Source organism: Veillonella parvula (assembly GCF_032472435.1).
In the GTDB taxonomy this organism is placed as follows: domain Bacteria; phylum Bacillota; class Negativicutes; order Veillonellales; family Veillonellaceae; genus Veillonella; species Veillonella parvula_N.
In genome coordinates, this window is record NZ_JAWEGM010000006.1 from 1 (window position 1) to 17,649 (window position 17,649).

The following is a 17,649-nucleotide window of genomic DNA, read 5'->3' on the forward strand; positions in this document are numbered from 1 at the left end:
CCAGGATCAAACTCTCCAAGATATCTTGAAGCTATTTGAATAGCTCATTATTTGTTGTCGTTACATTGAAGTAACTTTGAATTATGGTTGGTTTTGACTTTGTCAAAACCCGCACTCTGGCATATGTTCAATCGTTTTGATTGATTACCTATCATTGTTCAGTTTTCAAAGATCTGTTACGTTAGTTCTGCGCCCTAACGACTTGTATAGTATATCAATCTAACCTTAAATCGTCAACCTCTTTTCCAAAGATTTTTTCAACCGATTTTTGATTAAATTTATACTCACAATCATAACCAAAATCTCTAAAAATAGAGATAGAAAACTCACAAACCGAAGTTTGTGAGTTTTAATTTGGTGACTCACCCGCGACTCGAACGCGGGACACCCTGATTAAAAGTCAGGTGCTCTGCCAACTGAGCTAGTGAGTCATGTTGGCAGGGGTGGCTGGGATCGAACCAGCGCATAACGGAGTCAAAGTCCGTTGCCTTACCACTTGGCGACACCCCTACAGTGATTACGATGTGTAGGTTATGGGGTGAGTAGTGGGGATCGAACCCACGCGTAACGGAGCCACAATCCGCCGTGTTAACCGCTTCACCATACCCACCACCTTGTAGGTATCGAAGACATTGTCTTCGTAACAAAGAGAATTATATCTTTTCTAGAGATTTGTGTCAACACCTTTTTCTCAATTTCATTAATTTTTACAAACGAAACTTTTAATTGTGTTATCTCTAATATAAGCCCTTTAATCCCCATATAAATAAGGAAGCACTATCGGAAACTTTCGTTTCACAAATGGTGCTTCCCCATTATACATATTATTTACTTAGTTGGCAAATAATTTTTTACAAAATTTGGCAATGCAAATGCAGCTTTTTGAATATCTGCATTATAATACTTAGTTTCAAAGTTTTGTTCACGGTTTGGAGTCCATGTTAGAGGATCAAATGTTTTGGAACCCAATGTAAAACAATGCATTCCTGCAGGATAGATTGGAATAAAAGCTGTATATAAGCGAGCAATTGGGAAATGGCTATTAACGTAACCAAAAACTTTTTCCACTAATGGTTGATGTAACATCGGAGATTCTGTTTGTTGTACAAACAAGCCATCAGCTTTCAAAGCTTTTAATGTATTCTTATAGAATTCTTCTGTAAATAAGCCTTCACCAGGACCGATTGGATCGGAACAATCCACGATAATTACATCATAGTAATCTTCTGCTTCTGCCATGAAACCAATACCATCACCAATTTTTACAGTCAATTTAGGGTGGTTTTCAATCATAGCTTTAGCAATAGTTGGTAGATATTGTTTTGCCAACTCTACAACCTTACCATCGATTTCAACCATTGTTACTTCTTTTACACAATCATGACGTACACATTCTCTAGCTACGCCACCATCACCACCACCGATAATCAAAACGCGCTCAGGATTAGGATGTAAGAACAAAGGGATATGGCTCATCATTTCATGATAGATAAACTCTTCACGCTCAGATGTTTGGAACACGCCATCTAAAGCGAGCATCATACCATACTCTTTTGATTTAAAAACCTCAATTTTCTGGAACTCAGATTCCCCAGAGTAAAGCACTTCTTCCGCTTCAGCGCTTAGACGTAAGTGAGGTGTTTGTTCCTCAGTAATCCATTGACTCATGTAGTACCTCCTACTATTTATACTACAATACGCATCGCAAATCACTGCGATGCGTATGTATATTACTTTAATTGCTCTATTACTTACTCTTTGCGACTAATGTAACAGAATCCACCACCTAAAATAGTGTCTTTCATCCAATTCGCCAAAGAGAAATCACGAATTTCACCTTCATCAAAGATGCCACAGCGGATATCATCGCCGTCCATAAACATCTTGTGAATCGGAACCCAATGCCAGGTATAGAGAGCCTTCTCTTTTCCTTTATGACGATTTAAAAATGCTACAGGCACATCCTGTGCCAATGCATCATGTATAAACTGAGCTGCAGCCTCCACCTCTACGCGTGATGCACAGAACGGAGATACATTCAACATATGTACATCATAAGATAGGCTTTTATCCTCGAGTAAGCGAGTAAGACCACGTTCCATCCATTGAGTTTTATAAACACCACCACCAAAACGTGGCTTTACATATTTCCAAACTAAGTTCATCCGTTCTAAAGCAAGCGTTTGGTCGGATGTGGTTTCTAGATCTAATAAGCCATCCCTAAATAGCGAATAGCCCAATACTTGTGATGCCGATGTAGGCCCACAACCAGACAAGCGTTGCCACTCATCAGTGAACCACTCTTGGTCATACCCATATGATGTTTTACCATTTACATCGATATATAGCCATTCTGGATGTTTAATAGATACTTCATTCATGAGATTAACCTTCGATTACTTCTACAGTTTCCATGATAGCACCTTGTTGGATACCATCAACTACATCCATACCTTCAATGACTTTACCAAATACAGTATGTACACCATCTAAATGAGGTTGTGGCTCATATACAATAAAGAACTGACTACCACCAGTATTAGGGCCACGGTGAGCCATAGATAAAGCACCGCGCTCATGTTTATGCGGATTGCCAACTAATTCATCTTTAATTGTATAGCCAGGACCACCTGTACCGTTGCCATTAGGACAACCACCTTGTGCTACGAAACCAGGAATTACACGGTGAAAACGAAGGCCATTGTAGAAGCCTTTGTTAATCAAGTCGATAAAGTTTTGTACTGTGCCAGGCGCTTCTTTTTCAAATAATTCAATTACGATATCGCCGCCGTCAGCCATATGGATTTTCGCTTTTTTCATTGTTCAGGTACCTCCAAAATTGTACGCAACACATGTGCTGCTAATATAAAACCTGCCACTGGTGGCACAAAACTACATGTCCCAGGACTTGTGGCATCACCACGGAACTGTGGTTTTGTCGGTTTTTCAGTAGAAAATAAAACTAATTGTTTTTTTATACCCCGTTTTTTGAGTTCCCGACGCATAACGCGTGCCAAAGGACATGTATGAGACTTATTGATATCTGCAATCATAAGTTTTTCTGGGTAAAAGCGATTACCTCCGCCCATACAAGAAATAACAGGGATGCTTTCACGTTGACAAACCTCAATGATATTAAGTTTCGCCGTTACCATATCGATGGCGTCAATAACATAATCAACGTTCAAGCTTTGAATAAATCCAGGATAGATTTCCTCAGTATACATAATATCATGGGTTTCTATCACCACATCAGGATTAATGGAAAGAGCTCGCGCCTTTGCCACCTCTACCTTACGTGCCCCAATCGTATCATGAGTCGTAATCATTTGGCGGTTCAAATTGCTAGGCGCTACGGAGTCACCATCAATAATGACGATGCGCCCCACACCAGCTCGCACTAACGCCTCAAGGGCACCACCACCTACGCCACCGACACCAAAGAGTGCAATAGACGTGTCCTTTAATGTTTGGATTTTATTGGGACCAACCAACCACTCTAAACGAGTTAACATATATTCCATTAATATTTCCCCGTCGGAATGATTTCGGTCCAATATCCATCTGGATCCGCTATGAAATAAATGCCCATATCAGCATTTTCATAAGCAACAACGCCCATTTCTTTATGCTTTTTAAGAGCCGCTTCATAGTCATCTACATAGAATGCTAAGTGGAATTCATTATCCCCTAAATTATAAGGGCGATCCCAGTCACGCAACCATGTAAGTTCTAATTCATGTGCTGTATAAGGACTTTTTAAATACACGAGAGTGAAAGCACCGCTTGGGTCTTCCAAACGACGAGACTCCTCGAGCAATAACGCCTCTTTATAGAATGCTAGACTTTTATCAAGGTCTTTAACATTTATATTATTATGAGCAAACGAAAACTTCATAGAACCCCCTTCGTAAATACAGGATGTTTTTGTAGGAATTCTCCTCTTTTTATAGTAACACATTTGGCAAATCTATATCTAGTTAATGATATCTAGTTAATAACAAATTTTGCCGTACTACCATCGTCACCGCGAATAACTTCTAAATGAGCAGGTATGCGCGATTTTAACTCAGGTACATGGGAAATCATACCGATAAGGCGCCCAGAAGATTGCAATTGTACCAATGTTTCCATAGCTAGTTCCAATGTATCTGGGTCAAGCGTGCCAAAGCCTTCATCGATGAACATCGTATCCATATGGATACCACCAGCATAGCTTTGAATAACATCCGCTAATCCCAAGGCAAGCGCCATAGAGGCCAAGAATGTTTCGCCACCCGACAAGGTATTTGCCGGTCTAGATTGCCCCGTGAAAGCATCCATAACTGCCAAATCAAGGCCTTGCTTGCCACGACCACCACCTGTATAGTCAGATCTTTCCAAGGAATATCTGTTGCGACTCATCTTCTGAAGTCGTAAATTGGCTGCATATACGACCTCATCTAAGATAGCCCCCAATACATAACGCTCAAAGGTAACATTTTTAAAGCCTTGCTCCCCACCATTAGCGAGATCATTTAATCGGCTTAAGAACTTCACCTTTTCCCGAGCCTCGCCCATAGCAGTTTCAAGTGTTTCTAATGAGGTGAGCGTAGTTTCGATATGCTTTGTTTCTTTATCCCATGCCGCAAGATTACCTACTAGTGTATCTCGATGCGCTACTGCTGTAGCATAGATTTCATCGGAAACAGTCTCACTTGGCTTAACCACAGTTTCTGCTACCTTTAACGCTGCATCATATACAGCTTGTGCTTTATTAAAGGCTTCATCCAAAGCATGCAGCTGTGTTCTATAGGTCTCTATCTCTTTAATATCACGTAAAGCCTCTACAAAATCATCCTCTCCTAAAGAAATGGCTTGTAATGACTTTGTATAGTTCTCATACATCAAATTAAGATTTTTTGTTTCTTCTTTTACTTGAGAGGACAAAGTTTCTAAGCGTCCGCGTTTGGCATTCAACTGTTCTCGAGCAGCATCTAAATTAGTTTTACCAACTTTCACCTGCTCATCGTAAACCGTAATCTCACTATCTAACGACTCTAGCTGTTTTTGCCACGCAGCTATATCCGTGGTTGGTAAAGTTTTAGATAGAGCATCAATGTTAGCCTGTACTGAGCTAATCCGAATCTCTAGATCGTGTAGATTTTTAAGTAATTCATTATGGGCAAGCTCTAAAGTTGCTAACTTATCTCTAGCTACTTTTAACTTATGCTCCTTGTCAGCTATAGTTTTACTTAACAATTCAGTCTCACCACGTAAAGCTGTGAGTTGATCCATTTTAGCCAACAAATCCTGTTGAACAGATGCAAAGTTTTTCTCAGAAAAACCGTCCATAGATAACTTTAGCGTAGAAACTTGTGCCTCTACTTGCTTAGTTAACTCATCAAGACGAGTAACTAAGGTTTTCTGTTGTCCCACTTCGCTAGCTTGCTTTTGTAGTGCTACGTCACGGGCTTTACGAGCCTCTTCAATTTCATCCTTAGTCGGATAAATCTCTGGCTTCGCCGCTAACTGTGGATGATCTGTAGAGCCACAGACCGGACAAGGCTCATTAGCTACAACTAGATGAACTAGCTCAAAGGCACGCCCTTCTTGCATTAGATGCTCTAATCGTTCAAGATGTACCTTTACAACCTGCACTGTTTCACCTAAAGACGCTAACGTTTGACCTTTATCATCGATTTCTTTTTGTACCTTACTAATTTCCTCTATTAATTCAGAATATCTATGTAAATCATTTAGTTGCCCTTGAATAACAGTAATATTCTCTAAGGATTTGTTATTATCTTGTAACTGTTTACGCAAACTTCCTAAGTCGTTTTCTAAAGTTTTTACAAGCTCCCGTTGTTTAGCTAAGGCATCTTCGCTTTTTTTACTATCTAATTCTTCTAAACTACTATGCAGTGTAGAGAATTTCTTTTTCAATACATCTAACTCGTCAAACTTCTCTGCTTGTTGTTGAAATTGAGCTAAGGTAGTTCTCTTAGCTTGTATACTTTCAGATTGACCTTCTAAGCCACTGTAAACCTCTAAACATTTAGCCTCATGTTGAGTTGCTAGTTCCACATGTTTTTTCGCATCTGAAAGGGCCTGTTCTAAAGTTTTTAATATAGCTTGTTTCTCAATATATTGTTTATATAATTCATGAGTTGGTGCCAAAGAGTTAAGGAACTGAACCTTTTCGCTTAGATTTACACGCTCAGTTTCCCTTGCTTTCATGAGTTCAAGTTTCGAAGTAGCCTCAGCAAGAGATTGTTGAGCCTGATTATATAACGACCATTGATTTCGGAGCACATTAAACTGTTCTACCACGGTTACTGCCTCATCTCGATCTATAGCAAGAGCTTCTCGATGTGGGCCCCGATTTGCTAGTAACTCACGCACATGCTCAATGGTTACCATTGGAGTTGCTCCATCATGAGGGATGGACTGTATGAAGGCAGTTTGCTTTGTTAGATTTTCTTCAATACCTGCCTTTGCTTCATCATAGGCAGTCTTGAGTGCTTCTTGTAATTTCCTATATAGTTCCGTTCTAAAGAGTGTATGTAGTAATTCCTCACGTTCACTCGTAGAGGCCACTAGTAACTTTCGGAATTCCCCTTGAGGTAATAGCACAACTTGTAAGAACTGATCCTTGCGAAAGCCTATAATTTGCTGAATGGTATCGCGAATGGCGGCAGCCGAGGTGGCAATAACCTTCCACTCACCATCTTTCTTTTCATATACAGTAGCGCTAGCATTCTGCTCACGCATCCCTGTACCACGTTTCTTTGCTACCATCTGTTTCGGTAACCGTTCAACACGATATTGTGCATCGCCAATAGCAAAGGAGAAATCAACACGAGTCATTCGATGAGGTTCTGCAAAGTCACTGCGAATAGCATCTATTTTACGTACTTCCCCACTCGGCTCACCATACAAGGCATACACCATGGCATCTAAGATTGATGTTTTCCCTGCCCCTGTAGGGCCAGCGATGAGAAACATGGAATGGTCTTGGAGCTCGTTAAAGTCCAATGTGACCGAATCACGATACGGACCAAAGGCTTCTATAGTTAATGATATAGGCTTCATTTAGTCCTCCTTAAGAATTCGGTCCCATACAGAGTTGATATATTGCTGTTCTTGCTCTGTTAAAGGTTCCTTCCACACAGTTTCTGCAAATTGATTAAATAGATCCCGTTCATTTAATTCTTTGAAAATTGCCTCACCCATATCTGCTATAGGCCCTGCCATGCGACCAACTAGATCAATGGTCATACAACGATGATATACCTGGCGCAGTTTAGCCATTCCATCCATAATCGGCATCGTATCAAGTAAACGAGCTTGCACATAATCATCCCTATGTTTAGCCTGTAATACTTTATCATTTAACAGGTCTTCAAAATATCCTTCCAAAATGACTACATCTCGCTTCACCTCTACAGGAATTGTACTAATATCTACGGTCCCCTTTGTATCCATATCAATGATGGTGAAAGACTTCTTTTGCATATGTTCATCAAAGGAATACTTTAATGGAGAGCCACTATAGCGAATACAATCTGCACCCATTCGTTGAGACCCATGCAAATGTCCCAAGGCAGTATAGTGAAAATCTTTAAAGGCTTGAGGATTTACCTGTTCACTGCCACCTACAGACAAGGTACGCTCTGAGCCCCCTACTTCACCGCCCATAACAAAGGCATGGCTAATGGCGATACTGCGCATCCCCTTAGGCACTTGTTTATACAAGTAATTACTCCAAGCCTGATACATTTGGTCATAATTGTGCAGATTCAAAGCGCTTTCGCAATTTTGTTCATAACACGGTGTTACTATGTCAGCAATTTCAATATTGGCAGTTTCTGTATTAGTAGACTCTACATCAGCAAATAAAGCCTCCCCTATGCGCCGGGGTTCACTAAAAGGCATAGGACAAATTGCCACCTTGCCATCTGTCCCTTCAAATTCAAAAGGCTTCAACGCGTGATGAGGAGAGCCCCAAATATGGATACCCGATTGGCCCAACATAGAGCGCCCCACTTCAAGACGTTCTGCCCCATCGTGATTACCGCTCACCACAAAGAGAGGCACCTTGTAGTCCATAGCTAGACGAGTGATGATGGAGTCCCACAATTCGATAGCTTCAATGGGTGGCACCGCTCTATCAAAAATATCCCCTGCAAGCAATATGCCATCGATGTTTTCATCTTTCAAAATATTAAAAAACTGATGTTCCAACACATGAGCTTGGTCCCCTGTTAAGTACTGGCCATAAAAAATACGCCCTAAATGCCAATCGGCAGTATGTAAAAAACGCATTTTGTCCCCCTTTCCAGTTCTCCCTATACCTTACACAATGTATGTATTCAAATGCCAAAACGATCTCTTAGTCCCATAAGTTTATGGAAATTCAATAACTTTATATAACTTTATATAGCTTTATATAACTTTATATAGCTTTATATAGCTTTAATAGCTTTAACAGCTTTAATAGTTTTAATAACTTTATGAGTTTGCAATAACTAGTATAGCATCAGGTATTCTACATATTTATTATATAACTAAATTAACATCTGTATTTTAATTATTTATTTTCTACGATAGAGCGTAGCATAGCAATTTCCTTTGCGTAACCGTCCAATTCATTTGGTGTTTCCAAGTAGAATGGCAAGTTCGTCAATTTAGGATGTGTTACAACGCGAGCAATAGCATCGATACCAATATGTCCTTCCCCAATTTTTTCATGACGATCTTTATGGGCCCCCATAGGATTTTTAGAGTCATTCAAATGAATGGCTTTCAAACGATCAAGACCTACAATTCGATCGAACTCGTCAATAACGCCATCGAGATTATTTACGATATCATAACCCCCTTCGTGAATATGGCAAGTATCAACGCACACACCCATGTACTCTTTTAGTTTTACGCCATCGATGATGCGTGCAATTTCTTCAAAACGAGAGCCAATTTCTGTACCCTTACCAGCCATTACTTCCAAGAGGACTGTTGTCTTCATACCTGGAAATAAGATTTCATTCAAACACTCTACAATGTATTCAATACCTTGATCTACGCCTTGCTTCACATGGCTACCAGGGTGAAAGTTATACATTTGACCTGGCAAATATTCCATACGCTCTAAATCTTCCATCATAGATTGCTTCGCAAAAGCGCGTAAATCCTCTTTGGCGGCACATGGGTTATAAGTATACGGTGCATGGGCCAACAAGGTACCAAAGTTGTGTTCTTTCATATATACACTAAGGTTATTCATATCCTCAACATCGAGAGCTCGCATGCTACCACCGCGAGGGTTGCGCGTAAAGTATTGGAACGTATTTCCCCCAATTTTAGTCGCTTCCTTGCCCATATGTAAATAACCTTTGCTAATTGATAAGTGACTGCCTATTACAAACATAATACTCCTCTATATATGACTATACGATTTCTACAATTTTATAATTATAAAACGCCTAACTCTAATATCTATTGTATTATGCTTATAGCTATTTTTGTTACTATAGCTATTCTATAACACTAATAGATAAAGATATATGATAACTAATATAACCCCTGCCGTGAAGGAGCCCTTCAACAACAGGGGTTATCTATTAATGACTTTCTTTTTTTGCACACTCAGGGCAAACACCTTCAAAGGTAATATGTTGACCTGTGATTTGATATTCACTACCTTGATCAGCAATCGTTTTGATAGCTTTCAAATCAATGCCCATCATATCCTCTACCTTATTACAACGAATGCAACGGATATGGGAATGAGCTTGTGTGTCCCAGTCGTAATGAGCGCGCTCATCACCAACTTCTAGAATTTTAACAAGACCGATTTTTTCAAAAATCTCCATCGTCTTGTACACTGTAGCCAAGCTCATGCTTGGATGTTCTGGGCGCAACGTATGATACAACATCTCTGCTGTTGGATGATCATGATGACCACGCAAAGCATCATAAATCGCAATACGTTGTGGGGTTACTTTAAACCCCTGACTACGCAAAATTTGTGCGATATCCATAATAATCTACCTTTCTCCACTTGGAAATCTATAAGGCATAGGCCATTATCGACCGTTTACAAGAAATAATTATTATTTATTATATCAAAATTCTCAACACTTATCAAGATAAATAGTATTAACTATTAAGTAATAAAAAATGTGGATTGCCCAGAAGCAATCCACATCCTATTAGTCTTTAAAGTAAGGCTTAAAACCTTCACTTTGATGGCGAGTTTTTTTCTCTCCACGCGGACGATCAGATTTACGATCATCTCTGCGACGGTCACCTTTACGGTCATTGCGACGATCACTTCTACGATCATCGCGACTGCGACGTGGGCGGTCATCTCGACGACGATCACCATCACGACGGCGACGATCACTACGACCACTTTCACGACGACGGCGTACACGCAATGGTTTTTCTTCTGTAATATTTACAGGAGTAGTATCTGGTTCTTTTGTTAACAATTTAAGAGCTGCCGCCAAAAGTGTTACGGAATCTGTATCATTCAACAATTCCTCAGCACTAGATTTGAAAGGCGCCAAGGCTTCTAGATTATCTGTCATTTCAACGAGGCTTTCAATTGCCAAACGTTGTTGACCTTCAAGAACTTCACCTAATGAAGGTGCACGACGACGTGCAATTTTACGTTTTGTTAAACGCTCGATAGCATGTAAATGCTCCATTTCACGAGGGATAACGAACGTGAAAGCTTGACCTGCTTTACCGGCACGACCTGTACGACCTACGCGGTGTGTGTAGCTTTCAGGATCTTGAGGCATATCATAATTATATACGTGAGATACGCCAGAAATATCAAGACCACGAGCTGCCACATCTGTAGCCACGAGAATATCAATGGTACCTTCGCGGAATTGGCGAATTACGCTGTCCCGTTTTTGTTGAGACAAATCGCCATGGATGCCTTCCGCCATGTAACCACGTTTCTTAAGACCTTCTGTCACTTCATCAACACGACGTTTCGTACGCGTGAAAATAATAGCAAGTTCAGGTGTTTGGATATCAAACAAACGACAAAGAACATCGAATTTTTGACGGTCTTGCACTTCGATATAGTATTGTTCGATCAAGTCCATCGTAACTTGAGTCGGTTTCATGCGAATCAATGTTGGCTCTGTCAAATATGTTTCAGCTAATTGTTGGATAGCTTTAGGCATCGTAGCAGAGAACAACAATGTTTGATGGTCTTCTGGGATAGCACCCAAGATTTTATTGATATCATCAACAAAGCCCATATTTAACATTTCGTCGGCTTCGTCCAATACCACAACTTTCACATGGTCAAATTTAATAGAACCACGATCCATATGATCCATCAATCGGCCAGGAGTGGCAACGATGATTTGAGGGTTCTTTTTCAAGGCACGGAACTGACGATTAATATCTTGACCACCGTAGATTGGTAGTGCTGTGATATTCGTGTACTGAGCCATTTTGTTAAGCTCTTCAGCTACTTGAATAGCTAATTCTCGTGTAGGGGATAAAATAACTACTTGAACGTGACGCTCATTCCCGTCTACGCGTTCCAATACAGGCAAGCCAAATGCTGCTGTCTTACCAGTACCTGTTTGAGCTTGACCGATCATGTCCTTACCGCTCATGGCAACTGGGATAGCTTCCTGTTGAATTGGCGTAGGCTCTTCAAAGCCCATATCGTTTAACGCTCTTAGAACAGGTTCGCTAATCATTAATTGTTCAAATTTTTCTAACATCTAAATGTGTTTCCTCCTATCGCGCACGAACTATGCGCATTTAAGTAGTATATCATATTTCGAGGGCGAGCGCTATAAAAGTAATTCTGAATCTAAGCTAAATAGGATTTCTTTTCCCCTTAAAATGTTCAATCAACACAATTCCACCTGATACACATAACAAAACAAGATATGACAAATAAATAGGCATATACAAGCATTCAACAAGAACAACCCATATAATTAATAATAATTTAGAAATCCATTTTGTTGTTATTCTATCCGCTATCATAAATATAGATAAATTGATAATTACTTTAATAATTATCGCAGAGATAATAACTACTGACGTAAATTCTTCTCTATAATCTGTCAGTTCATATAAGGGATATAATAAATAACTTAATAAAACGCTAAGTATTATTAAAAACCAAATATTGAGTCCCTTTAAAAGTTTAGATTTACTATAGTAAAATACGCCAACCAAAAGAAAAAGCAAAACACTAAGCAATATTCCTATAATTAATAGATAATCTAATTGAATCATGAATTATACTGTCCTTTAATCATTTTTTATTTCTAAAAATCATTCCATAAGTGCCCATACAAAACAATACTATATTGATAAAATCTGAATTGATATATTTACTACTAAAAGAACATATTCTTTAATGCATAACCTAAACCAGCAATACCAAATAATATAGAAAAAATAGCAAAAAGACCACGTTTATAATACAAACTATTCCGCTTTTGATAAAAACCTGTGCATATAATAAAAAGTACGTAAACTCCCCAAACAACACCATATTGGGCAATAAATAAATAATCTTTATCAATTAAAAATTTACAATTTAATAGGACTACACTTACAATTGCAATTATTGTTAAATACTTGGTTAAATTACCAAAAGCTCTATGCTTTTTAATATATTCATATTCTTCATCAATGACACGTTTACTAAGCTCAAGTTTATATAACCCTATAGATAATGACATAGATATAAAAATCCAAAAATATCCTAATATTTCAAATTTGTTCATTTTACACCATCCACTATATGGTTACTTACTCAAATACTGCTGCAGGGTTTGATTTTCTAACGGCCCTAATTGTAAAGCCTTCCGATTTTTAATTGCATCAATGGTTAATGCTTCAAAGGTAACTTTATCAAAATCAGAAAACTCGTTAAAGGAATTAAACACTATGAATCGTTGATTTAGTAAATTAGGTAATACCTCTATGTCTTTCGTTCTTACTTTATTTAACTCATTTCGTGCATAAGATTCATATCTCTCATCACCTGCATTATTCTTGCTAAACCGACCTATATCAAGATTATTAGAATAATAGCTATATATAGCTTTCTGAGAGAAATCAAGCTTAGTCAATTTTCCAAATTTAAAGTTATAATAAGCATTATTTCTTAAAATATGCTCACTTCCATACTCACCAATAATAGTCCCTGTAGAAAGATCTACTATATCATTATGCTTAATCGAGTCTTCCTTTCTATACGATACATAGAAAGGTAACTTTATAGTATATCCAGCGTTTGGACCTGTATATCGTTTCTCACTATCATAAAAGATCTCATGCCATATATCTCTATCACTTTCATCAAGACTAGAAATATTAGGGTATAACTCATCAAGACTTACATTAAATTGTGTTTCTTTAGAATCTATCCGAGGAATGAAAGTATTATATTTATTAAGATTTTTATTCCAAGCATCTAGTAAACTTACATTTTCATCAAAAATACCAATACCGTCTAACGTTATGTAATAAAGTTTATTATCCACCTCATGAACAGCAACTACATTATCAGCAATCTTACGGTTTTCATTGCCATAATATAATCCACTCTCTTTAAGATCACTTAAATAAATCAAACTATTTTTAAAGTCACCACTTGCCAAGAAATATATCAATACTCCCAATATGAGTATATAAAGCACTACTATTATGCCAACAATATATCCAATCCATTTAATTACTCTCTTCAAATTCATAATAGCCCTCTATAAATAACACGATTTTATATGGCTACAATTATAACATACCCTATACTTTTACATATAATAGACTATTGTTAAGTACAAAAAAGACACCTCTTTCGGGCTACTTCTTTATTATGATTTATTGAGAGGTGTGTGGTATTAAATCAGCTATATGAGTAAACATTTAATTAAGATATAATATAATTAAAATAATGTACTCCAAAATGTACTCCAAAATTCCGCCAATAAATTAAACAATACCTGTTAAGCAATTACGATTTACTAAACTTCCTAAAGTAGTATAAAAGGAATATACAATGAAACCTTTTACCCTAAAACGATTTATATTATTACCACTGATTATACTATCCCTCATACTAACAACGGGTTGTCATCTTCTCTCACATTATAGTGAAGATGAGGTACAACAATATATAAATGAGGATTATCCTAATCTAACATATCACTTAGAGTCTCATAGGAACAATAGATGGCAAGTCACCTTTGACAAATATCCACAAATGCCCATTGAAATATCTGAAGTCTTGCACACCTCTGCACCTGTTGTACCACAAGTTGATCGAATGTTGATAACCAACATTCCGCTGATAACTGCATTCCCATTAATGAAAAACTATCTAACATCAGAGGAGTTATCCTATGGAACATATGATACATCTTCTTTGTATATTGAAATGCCTATCCCCTATTCGGCTATACAAAATCAAGATGTAATAAACTTTTACAATCGTATGGATCAATTCTGCAAAGAATATGCTGCAACATATCCAGATTTCAAAGAAAAAATATATATTAGAGTCATCATAAAACCTTCTGATGGTTCTGATGCACCGCAAGAGTATAGAAAAATATTCCGTTTATCCCAATATTAATAAAAGAGGTACCATCTAGGGTACCTCTTTTACGTATGAGACGACGTTATCATTTGAAATGTTAGAATTATTATATGTAACATCATTTCATATTGTCATTAATTCTTATAACGCGTCTAAAGAAATCATATCCTCCATTTATATTATTGCCAATTACCATTTCACTATCTTGAAAGTATGGTGAAACAGGTAAATAGCCCCAAATAACGCCTAAGCCGCCACATATATTGCGGCCACCGTCTCCACCTTTATAGGAAAATTCACCTTCGTCATAGACGATTTCTCTACAATACGGATCATCACCTATAATCAAGCCAAAAAAGTTTTCCTTTTCTAATGTATACTCTCCATCATTATCCATCCATCCATTCCATATGTTTTAAGTTCATAGAAAAATCTATATTGTTCCCCCATGGAAAAATGGTCCTACACCCCTTGCCAGATAAATACTCCCACTCTCTTCGTGTCGGTAAAGAGTACCCATGATTTTTTATGTTCTGTAACAATTTCTTAAATGTAGTTTCTTCATAAAGTTTACCATACCAATGGTTATCGTCTGTTTGATATAAACAAATGATATTATGAATCATTATTTCAGAAAGCCCCTTGCTTTCGGCTTTTTCTATCATCTGTTGCCACTCTTTATTTTGTCTGAGTTCCTCATCTGAAATAGGTGTCCAACAAGTTTCACTATACTCTTTTTGTACCAATAATGGATGGATTACAAACTCATCTTCTTGAGTAAAATTATGTTTAAAATACGTTTCTATGTTGGATAGTACCTCTTCATCTTCTAGTGTTTCGCGAATCTTAGTTTGAACATCGTCTTCACTAAAGATTTCATCTTCATAGCCCTCCACAAATGGATAGGCAAGCTCCGCCAAATTTTCATCATTAAAAATATCCTGCAATGGTTTATTTTTAAAATCAAACCCTAACGTAACAGTATCGCCAGGAACAAATACAAAGTCTATACCATCATGTGAACGATATACTGCTGTATATGTGGATTGTCTAAATGCAGCAAAGTCTTTAAAGGATATTAATTCTAGATTATATATTTCTCCAATTTGATATAACAATTCCTCCTTATCACTAATAGATAAGAGATCATATTGGGGATTATATAATTTTTTGATGGGAATAGACCTCATTATTTCACCTCTCCTTATTTTTACACATATACGTACACAACAATTATTCGAATCCTCTTTATCGTAAAAGTGTATTTTATTTATAATAATATTATAATGAATAACACAAAAGGCACCAATAATTAAATTGGTGCCTCTTTTATGTAATTATAGGTAGAGTCTATTCAATTATTAATCTAAATCGTAGAAACCAGATGGTTTATCGCTCAAGTTTACGATGATGTTTTTCATTTGAGTGTAGTGCTCAAGGATAACTTTATGAGTTTCACGACCGATACCGGATTGTTTATAGCCGCCAAATGGAGCGCCTGCAGGGATTGAGTTGTATGTATTTACCCACATACGCCCTGTTTCGATACCGCGAGCTACGCGGATAGCACGGTTGATGTTTTGAGTAAATACGCCACCGCCAAGGCCGTATAAGCTGTCATTTGCTTGTTCAATAACTTCTTCTTCGCTGTGGAATTTGATGACAACAGCTACAGGGCCGAAGATTTCTTCGCGAGCTACACGCATATCATTTGTAGCATCTACAATAAGTGTAGGTCTTACAAAGCAACCTTTACCAAGTTCGCCATCAGTAACACGTACACCACCGGCTACAATGCGAGCTCCTTCTTCTTTTGCAAGGTCTACATAACTCAATACTTTATTAACTTGGTCTTCGTAAATCAAGGAGCCAAGTTGAGTAGATGAATCCCAAGGCAAACCAACTTTCACCTTATCGAATAGTGCAGCAAGTTCAGCTACGAATTTATCGTAAATTGTATCTTGTACGAAGATACGGGAACCAGCGCAGCATACTTGACCTTGGTTAAAAAGAATACCGAGCATTGCCCCGTCAAGAGCTTGTTTCCAGTTCGCATCTTCAAAGAAGATATTCGCAGATTTACCACCTAATTCCAATGTGGCAGGAATCAAGCGTTCAGATGCTGCTTTATATACATCTAGACCTACCTCTGTAGAGCCTGTGAAAGCAAGTTTGCTAAAACCAGGATGATCAAGGATATATTGACCGGATTTAGAACCTTTACCAGTTACGATGTTTACAACACCTGGTGGCAAGATTTCTTTCAAAATATCGCCAAGTTCTAATAAGCTAAGAGATGTGTGGCTAGAAGGTTTGATAACAACTGTACAGCCTGCTGCAAGAGCTGGAGCCAATTTCCAAGCGGCCATTAGGAATGGGAAGTTCCAAGGCACAACTTGACCTACAACGCCAATCGGTTCACGAACGATGAGACTCAATGTATTTTCGTCAAATACTTGTGCAGAGCCTTCTTCGGAACGAAGCACGCCTGCAAAGTAACGGAAATGGTCCGCCCCAAGTGGAATATCCACGTTCAATGTTTCACGGATTGGCTTACCATTGTCGTATGTTTCAACTTGTGCCAAATGTTCTTTGTGAGTATCGATAGCATCCGCAATTTTCAATAAATAATCAGCACGTTCTACTTGAGAAACGTTTTTCCACGTTTTGAAAGCTTCTGTTGCAGCCTCTACAGCTTTATCAACATCGCCATATGTAGCCTCTGCACAGATAGCGAGTTGTTCGCCATTAGCAGGGTTATATACTTTAAATTCAGCACCGTCAGATGCCTTTACCCATTCATTATTAATTAAAAGTCCATATCTTTCTTTAAGGTTCAAGCTCATTGCATTACCTCCTCTTTAGGAATATGATTTAGGAATTTCCCCTCTATGGTTTCATCATACTCCCTATATCTAATTTTTTCAATTAGATATATCATTTTCGATATATCTGTTCTGCATTAATATACATAGTTTTTAGCTATATAGAAAAACCACACCCTCTAAAACCATAGAGGGTGCGGTTTTTGGTATAATGACTTTTAGTCAAGAATGCCTATCATTTAA

At 37.9% G+C, this 17,649-nt stretch carries 17 protein-coding genes and 3 tRNA genes; 1 reads left to right on the forward strand and 19 read right to left on the reverse strand.

The features are described from left to right. Positions 1-355 precede the first annotated feature (355 nt). The 16 genes from E7A03_RS08085 to E7A03_RS08160 form a co-directional block, all read right to left on the reverse strand. A tRNA-Lys gene (locus E7A03_RS08085) sits at positions 356-431 on the reverse strand. A 4-nt stretch (positions 432-435) separates the two neighbouring features. Further along, positions 436-510, reverse strand: a tRNA-Gln gene (locus E7A03_RS08090). 24 nt (positions 511-534) lie between these two features. Then, positions 535-610 (reverse strand) — tRNA-His (locus E7A03_RS08095). Positions 611-828: 218 nt separating this feature from the next. Then, positions 829-1,668, reverse strand: a complete 840-nt coding sequence (gene speE / locus E7A03_RS08100; protein ID WP_004695340.1) for a polyamine aminopropyltransferase — start codon at positions 1,666-1,668, stop codon at positions 829-831. 83 nt (positions 1,669-1,751) lie between these two features. Next, a complete protein-coding gene (locus E7A03_RS08105) occupies positions 1,752-2,381 on the reverse strand; it encodes a hypothetical protein (protein WP_004695338.1) in 630 nt (209 codons plus the stop codon). A 4-nt stretch (positions 2,382-2,385) separates the two neighbouring features. Next, the gene (locus tag E7A03_RS08110; protein ID WP_004695336.1) at positions 2,386-2,820 is read right to left on the reverse strand and encodes a peptidylprolyl isomerase; all 435 of its coding nucleotides are present in this window, start codon (positions 2,818-2,820) and stop codon (positions 2,386-2,388) included. Further along, positions 2,817-3,524, reverse strand: a complete 708-nt coding sequence (locus E7A03_RS08115; protein WP_060919884.1) for a tRNA threonylcarbamoyladenosine dehydratase — start codon at positions 3,522-3,524, stop codon at positions 2,817-2,819. The genes E7A03_RS08110 and E7A03_RS08115 overlap by 4 nt, the downstream gene beginning before the upstream one ends. Beyond that, complete coding sequence (locus E7A03_RS08120) at positions 3,524-3,898, reverse strand: VOC family protein (RefSeq protein WP_004696890.1); 375 nt, start codon at positions 3,896-3,898, stop codon at positions 3,524-3,526. The genes E7A03_RS08115 and E7A03_RS08120 overlap by 1 nt, the downstream gene beginning before the upstream one ends. Positions 3,899-3,990: 92 nt before the next feature. Beyond that, entirely contained in the window at positions 3,991-7,074 is a 3,084-nt protein-coding gene (locus E7A03_RS09975; protein ID WP_156696940.1) for an AAA family ATPase, read from the reverse strand. Beyond that, the gene (locus E7A03_RS08130) at positions 7,075-8,307 is read right to left on the reverse strand and encodes an exonuclease SbcCD subunit D (protein WP_156696939.1); all 1,233 of its coding nucleotides are present in this window, start codon (positions 8,305-8,307) and stop codon (positions 7,075-7,077) included. Between the two features lie 265 nt (positions 8,308-8,572). After that, entirely contained in the window at positions 8,573-9,409 is an 837-nt protein-coding gene (locus E7A03_RS08135) for a deoxyribonuclease IV (protein WP_024061601.1), read from the reverse strand. 193 nt (positions 9,410-9,602) lie between these two features. Beyond that, on the reverse strand, positions 9,603-10,022 hold the full coding sequence (locus tag E7A03_RS08140; protein ID WP_004695325.1) for a Fur family transcriptional regulator: 420 nt from the start codon (positions 10,020-10,022) through the stop codon (positions 9,603-9,605). Positions 10,023-10,193: 171 nt separating this feature from the next. Then, entirely contained in the window at positions 10,194-11,741 is a 1,548-nt protein-coding gene (locus E7A03_RS08145) for a DEAD/DEAH box helicase (protein WP_024061602.1), read from the reverse strand. 97 nt (positions 11,742-11,838) lie between these two features. Beyond that, positions 11,839-12,267, reverse strand: coding sequence for a phosphatase (locus tag E7A03_RS08150; RefSeq protein WP_156696938.1), 429 nt, complete (start codon positions 12,265-12,267; stop codon positions 11,839-11,841). A gap of 104 nt (positions 12,268-12,371) precedes the next feature. Then, entirely contained in the window at positions 12,372-12,764 is a 393-nt protein-coding gene (locus E7A03_RS08155; RefSeq protein WP_008715059.1) for a hypothetical protein, read from the reverse strand. A gap of 21 nt (positions 12,765-12,785) precedes the next feature. Next, positions 12,786-13,736 carry a hypothetical protein gene (locus E7A03_RS08160; protein ID WP_316074002.1) on the reverse strand — a complete coding sequence of 317 codons (951 nt, stop codon included), beginning with the start codon at positions 13,734-13,736 and terminating at the stop codon, positions 12,786-12,788. A gap of 305 nt (positions 13,737-14,041) precedes the next feature. Here E7A03_RS08160 and E7A03_RS08165 point away from each other — a divergent pair, with 305 nt between their 5' ends. Beyond that, positions 14,042-14,617 (forward strand): hypothetical protein, encoded by a 576-nt coding sequence (locus E7A03_RS08165; RefSeq protein ID WP_174892355.1) that lies wholly within the window; start codon positions 14,042-14,044, stop codon positions 14,615-14,617. An 82-nt stretch (positions 14,618-14,699) separates the two neighbouring features. On the opposite strand, the gene E7A03_RS08170 is transcribed toward E7A03_RS08165, so the two are convergent. From E7A03_RS08170 to E7A03_RS08180, 3 genes are all read right to left on the reverse strand, one after another. Next, positions 14,700-14,978 carry a hypothetical protein gene (locus E7A03_RS08170; protein WP_229039600.1) on the reverse strand — a complete coding sequence of 93 codons (279 nt, stop codon included), beginning with the start codon at positions 14,976-14,978 and terminating at the stop codon, positions 14,700-14,702. Next, entirely contained in the window at positions 14,971-15,771 is an 801-nt protein-coding gene (locus E7A03_RS08175) for a hypothetical protein (protein ID WP_229039601.1), read from the reverse strand. The genes E7A03_RS08170 and E7A03_RS08175 overlap by 8 nt, the downstream gene beginning before the upstream one ends. A 171-nt stretch (positions 15,772-15,942) precedes the next feature. Continuing rightward, positions 15,943-17,427, reverse strand: coding sequence for an aldehyde dehydrogenase family protein (locus E7A03_RS08180; RefSeq protein ID WP_004696787.1), 1,485 nt, complete (start codon positions 17,425-17,427; stop codon positions 15,943-15,945). Positions 17,428-17,649: the final 222 nt, after the last annotated feature.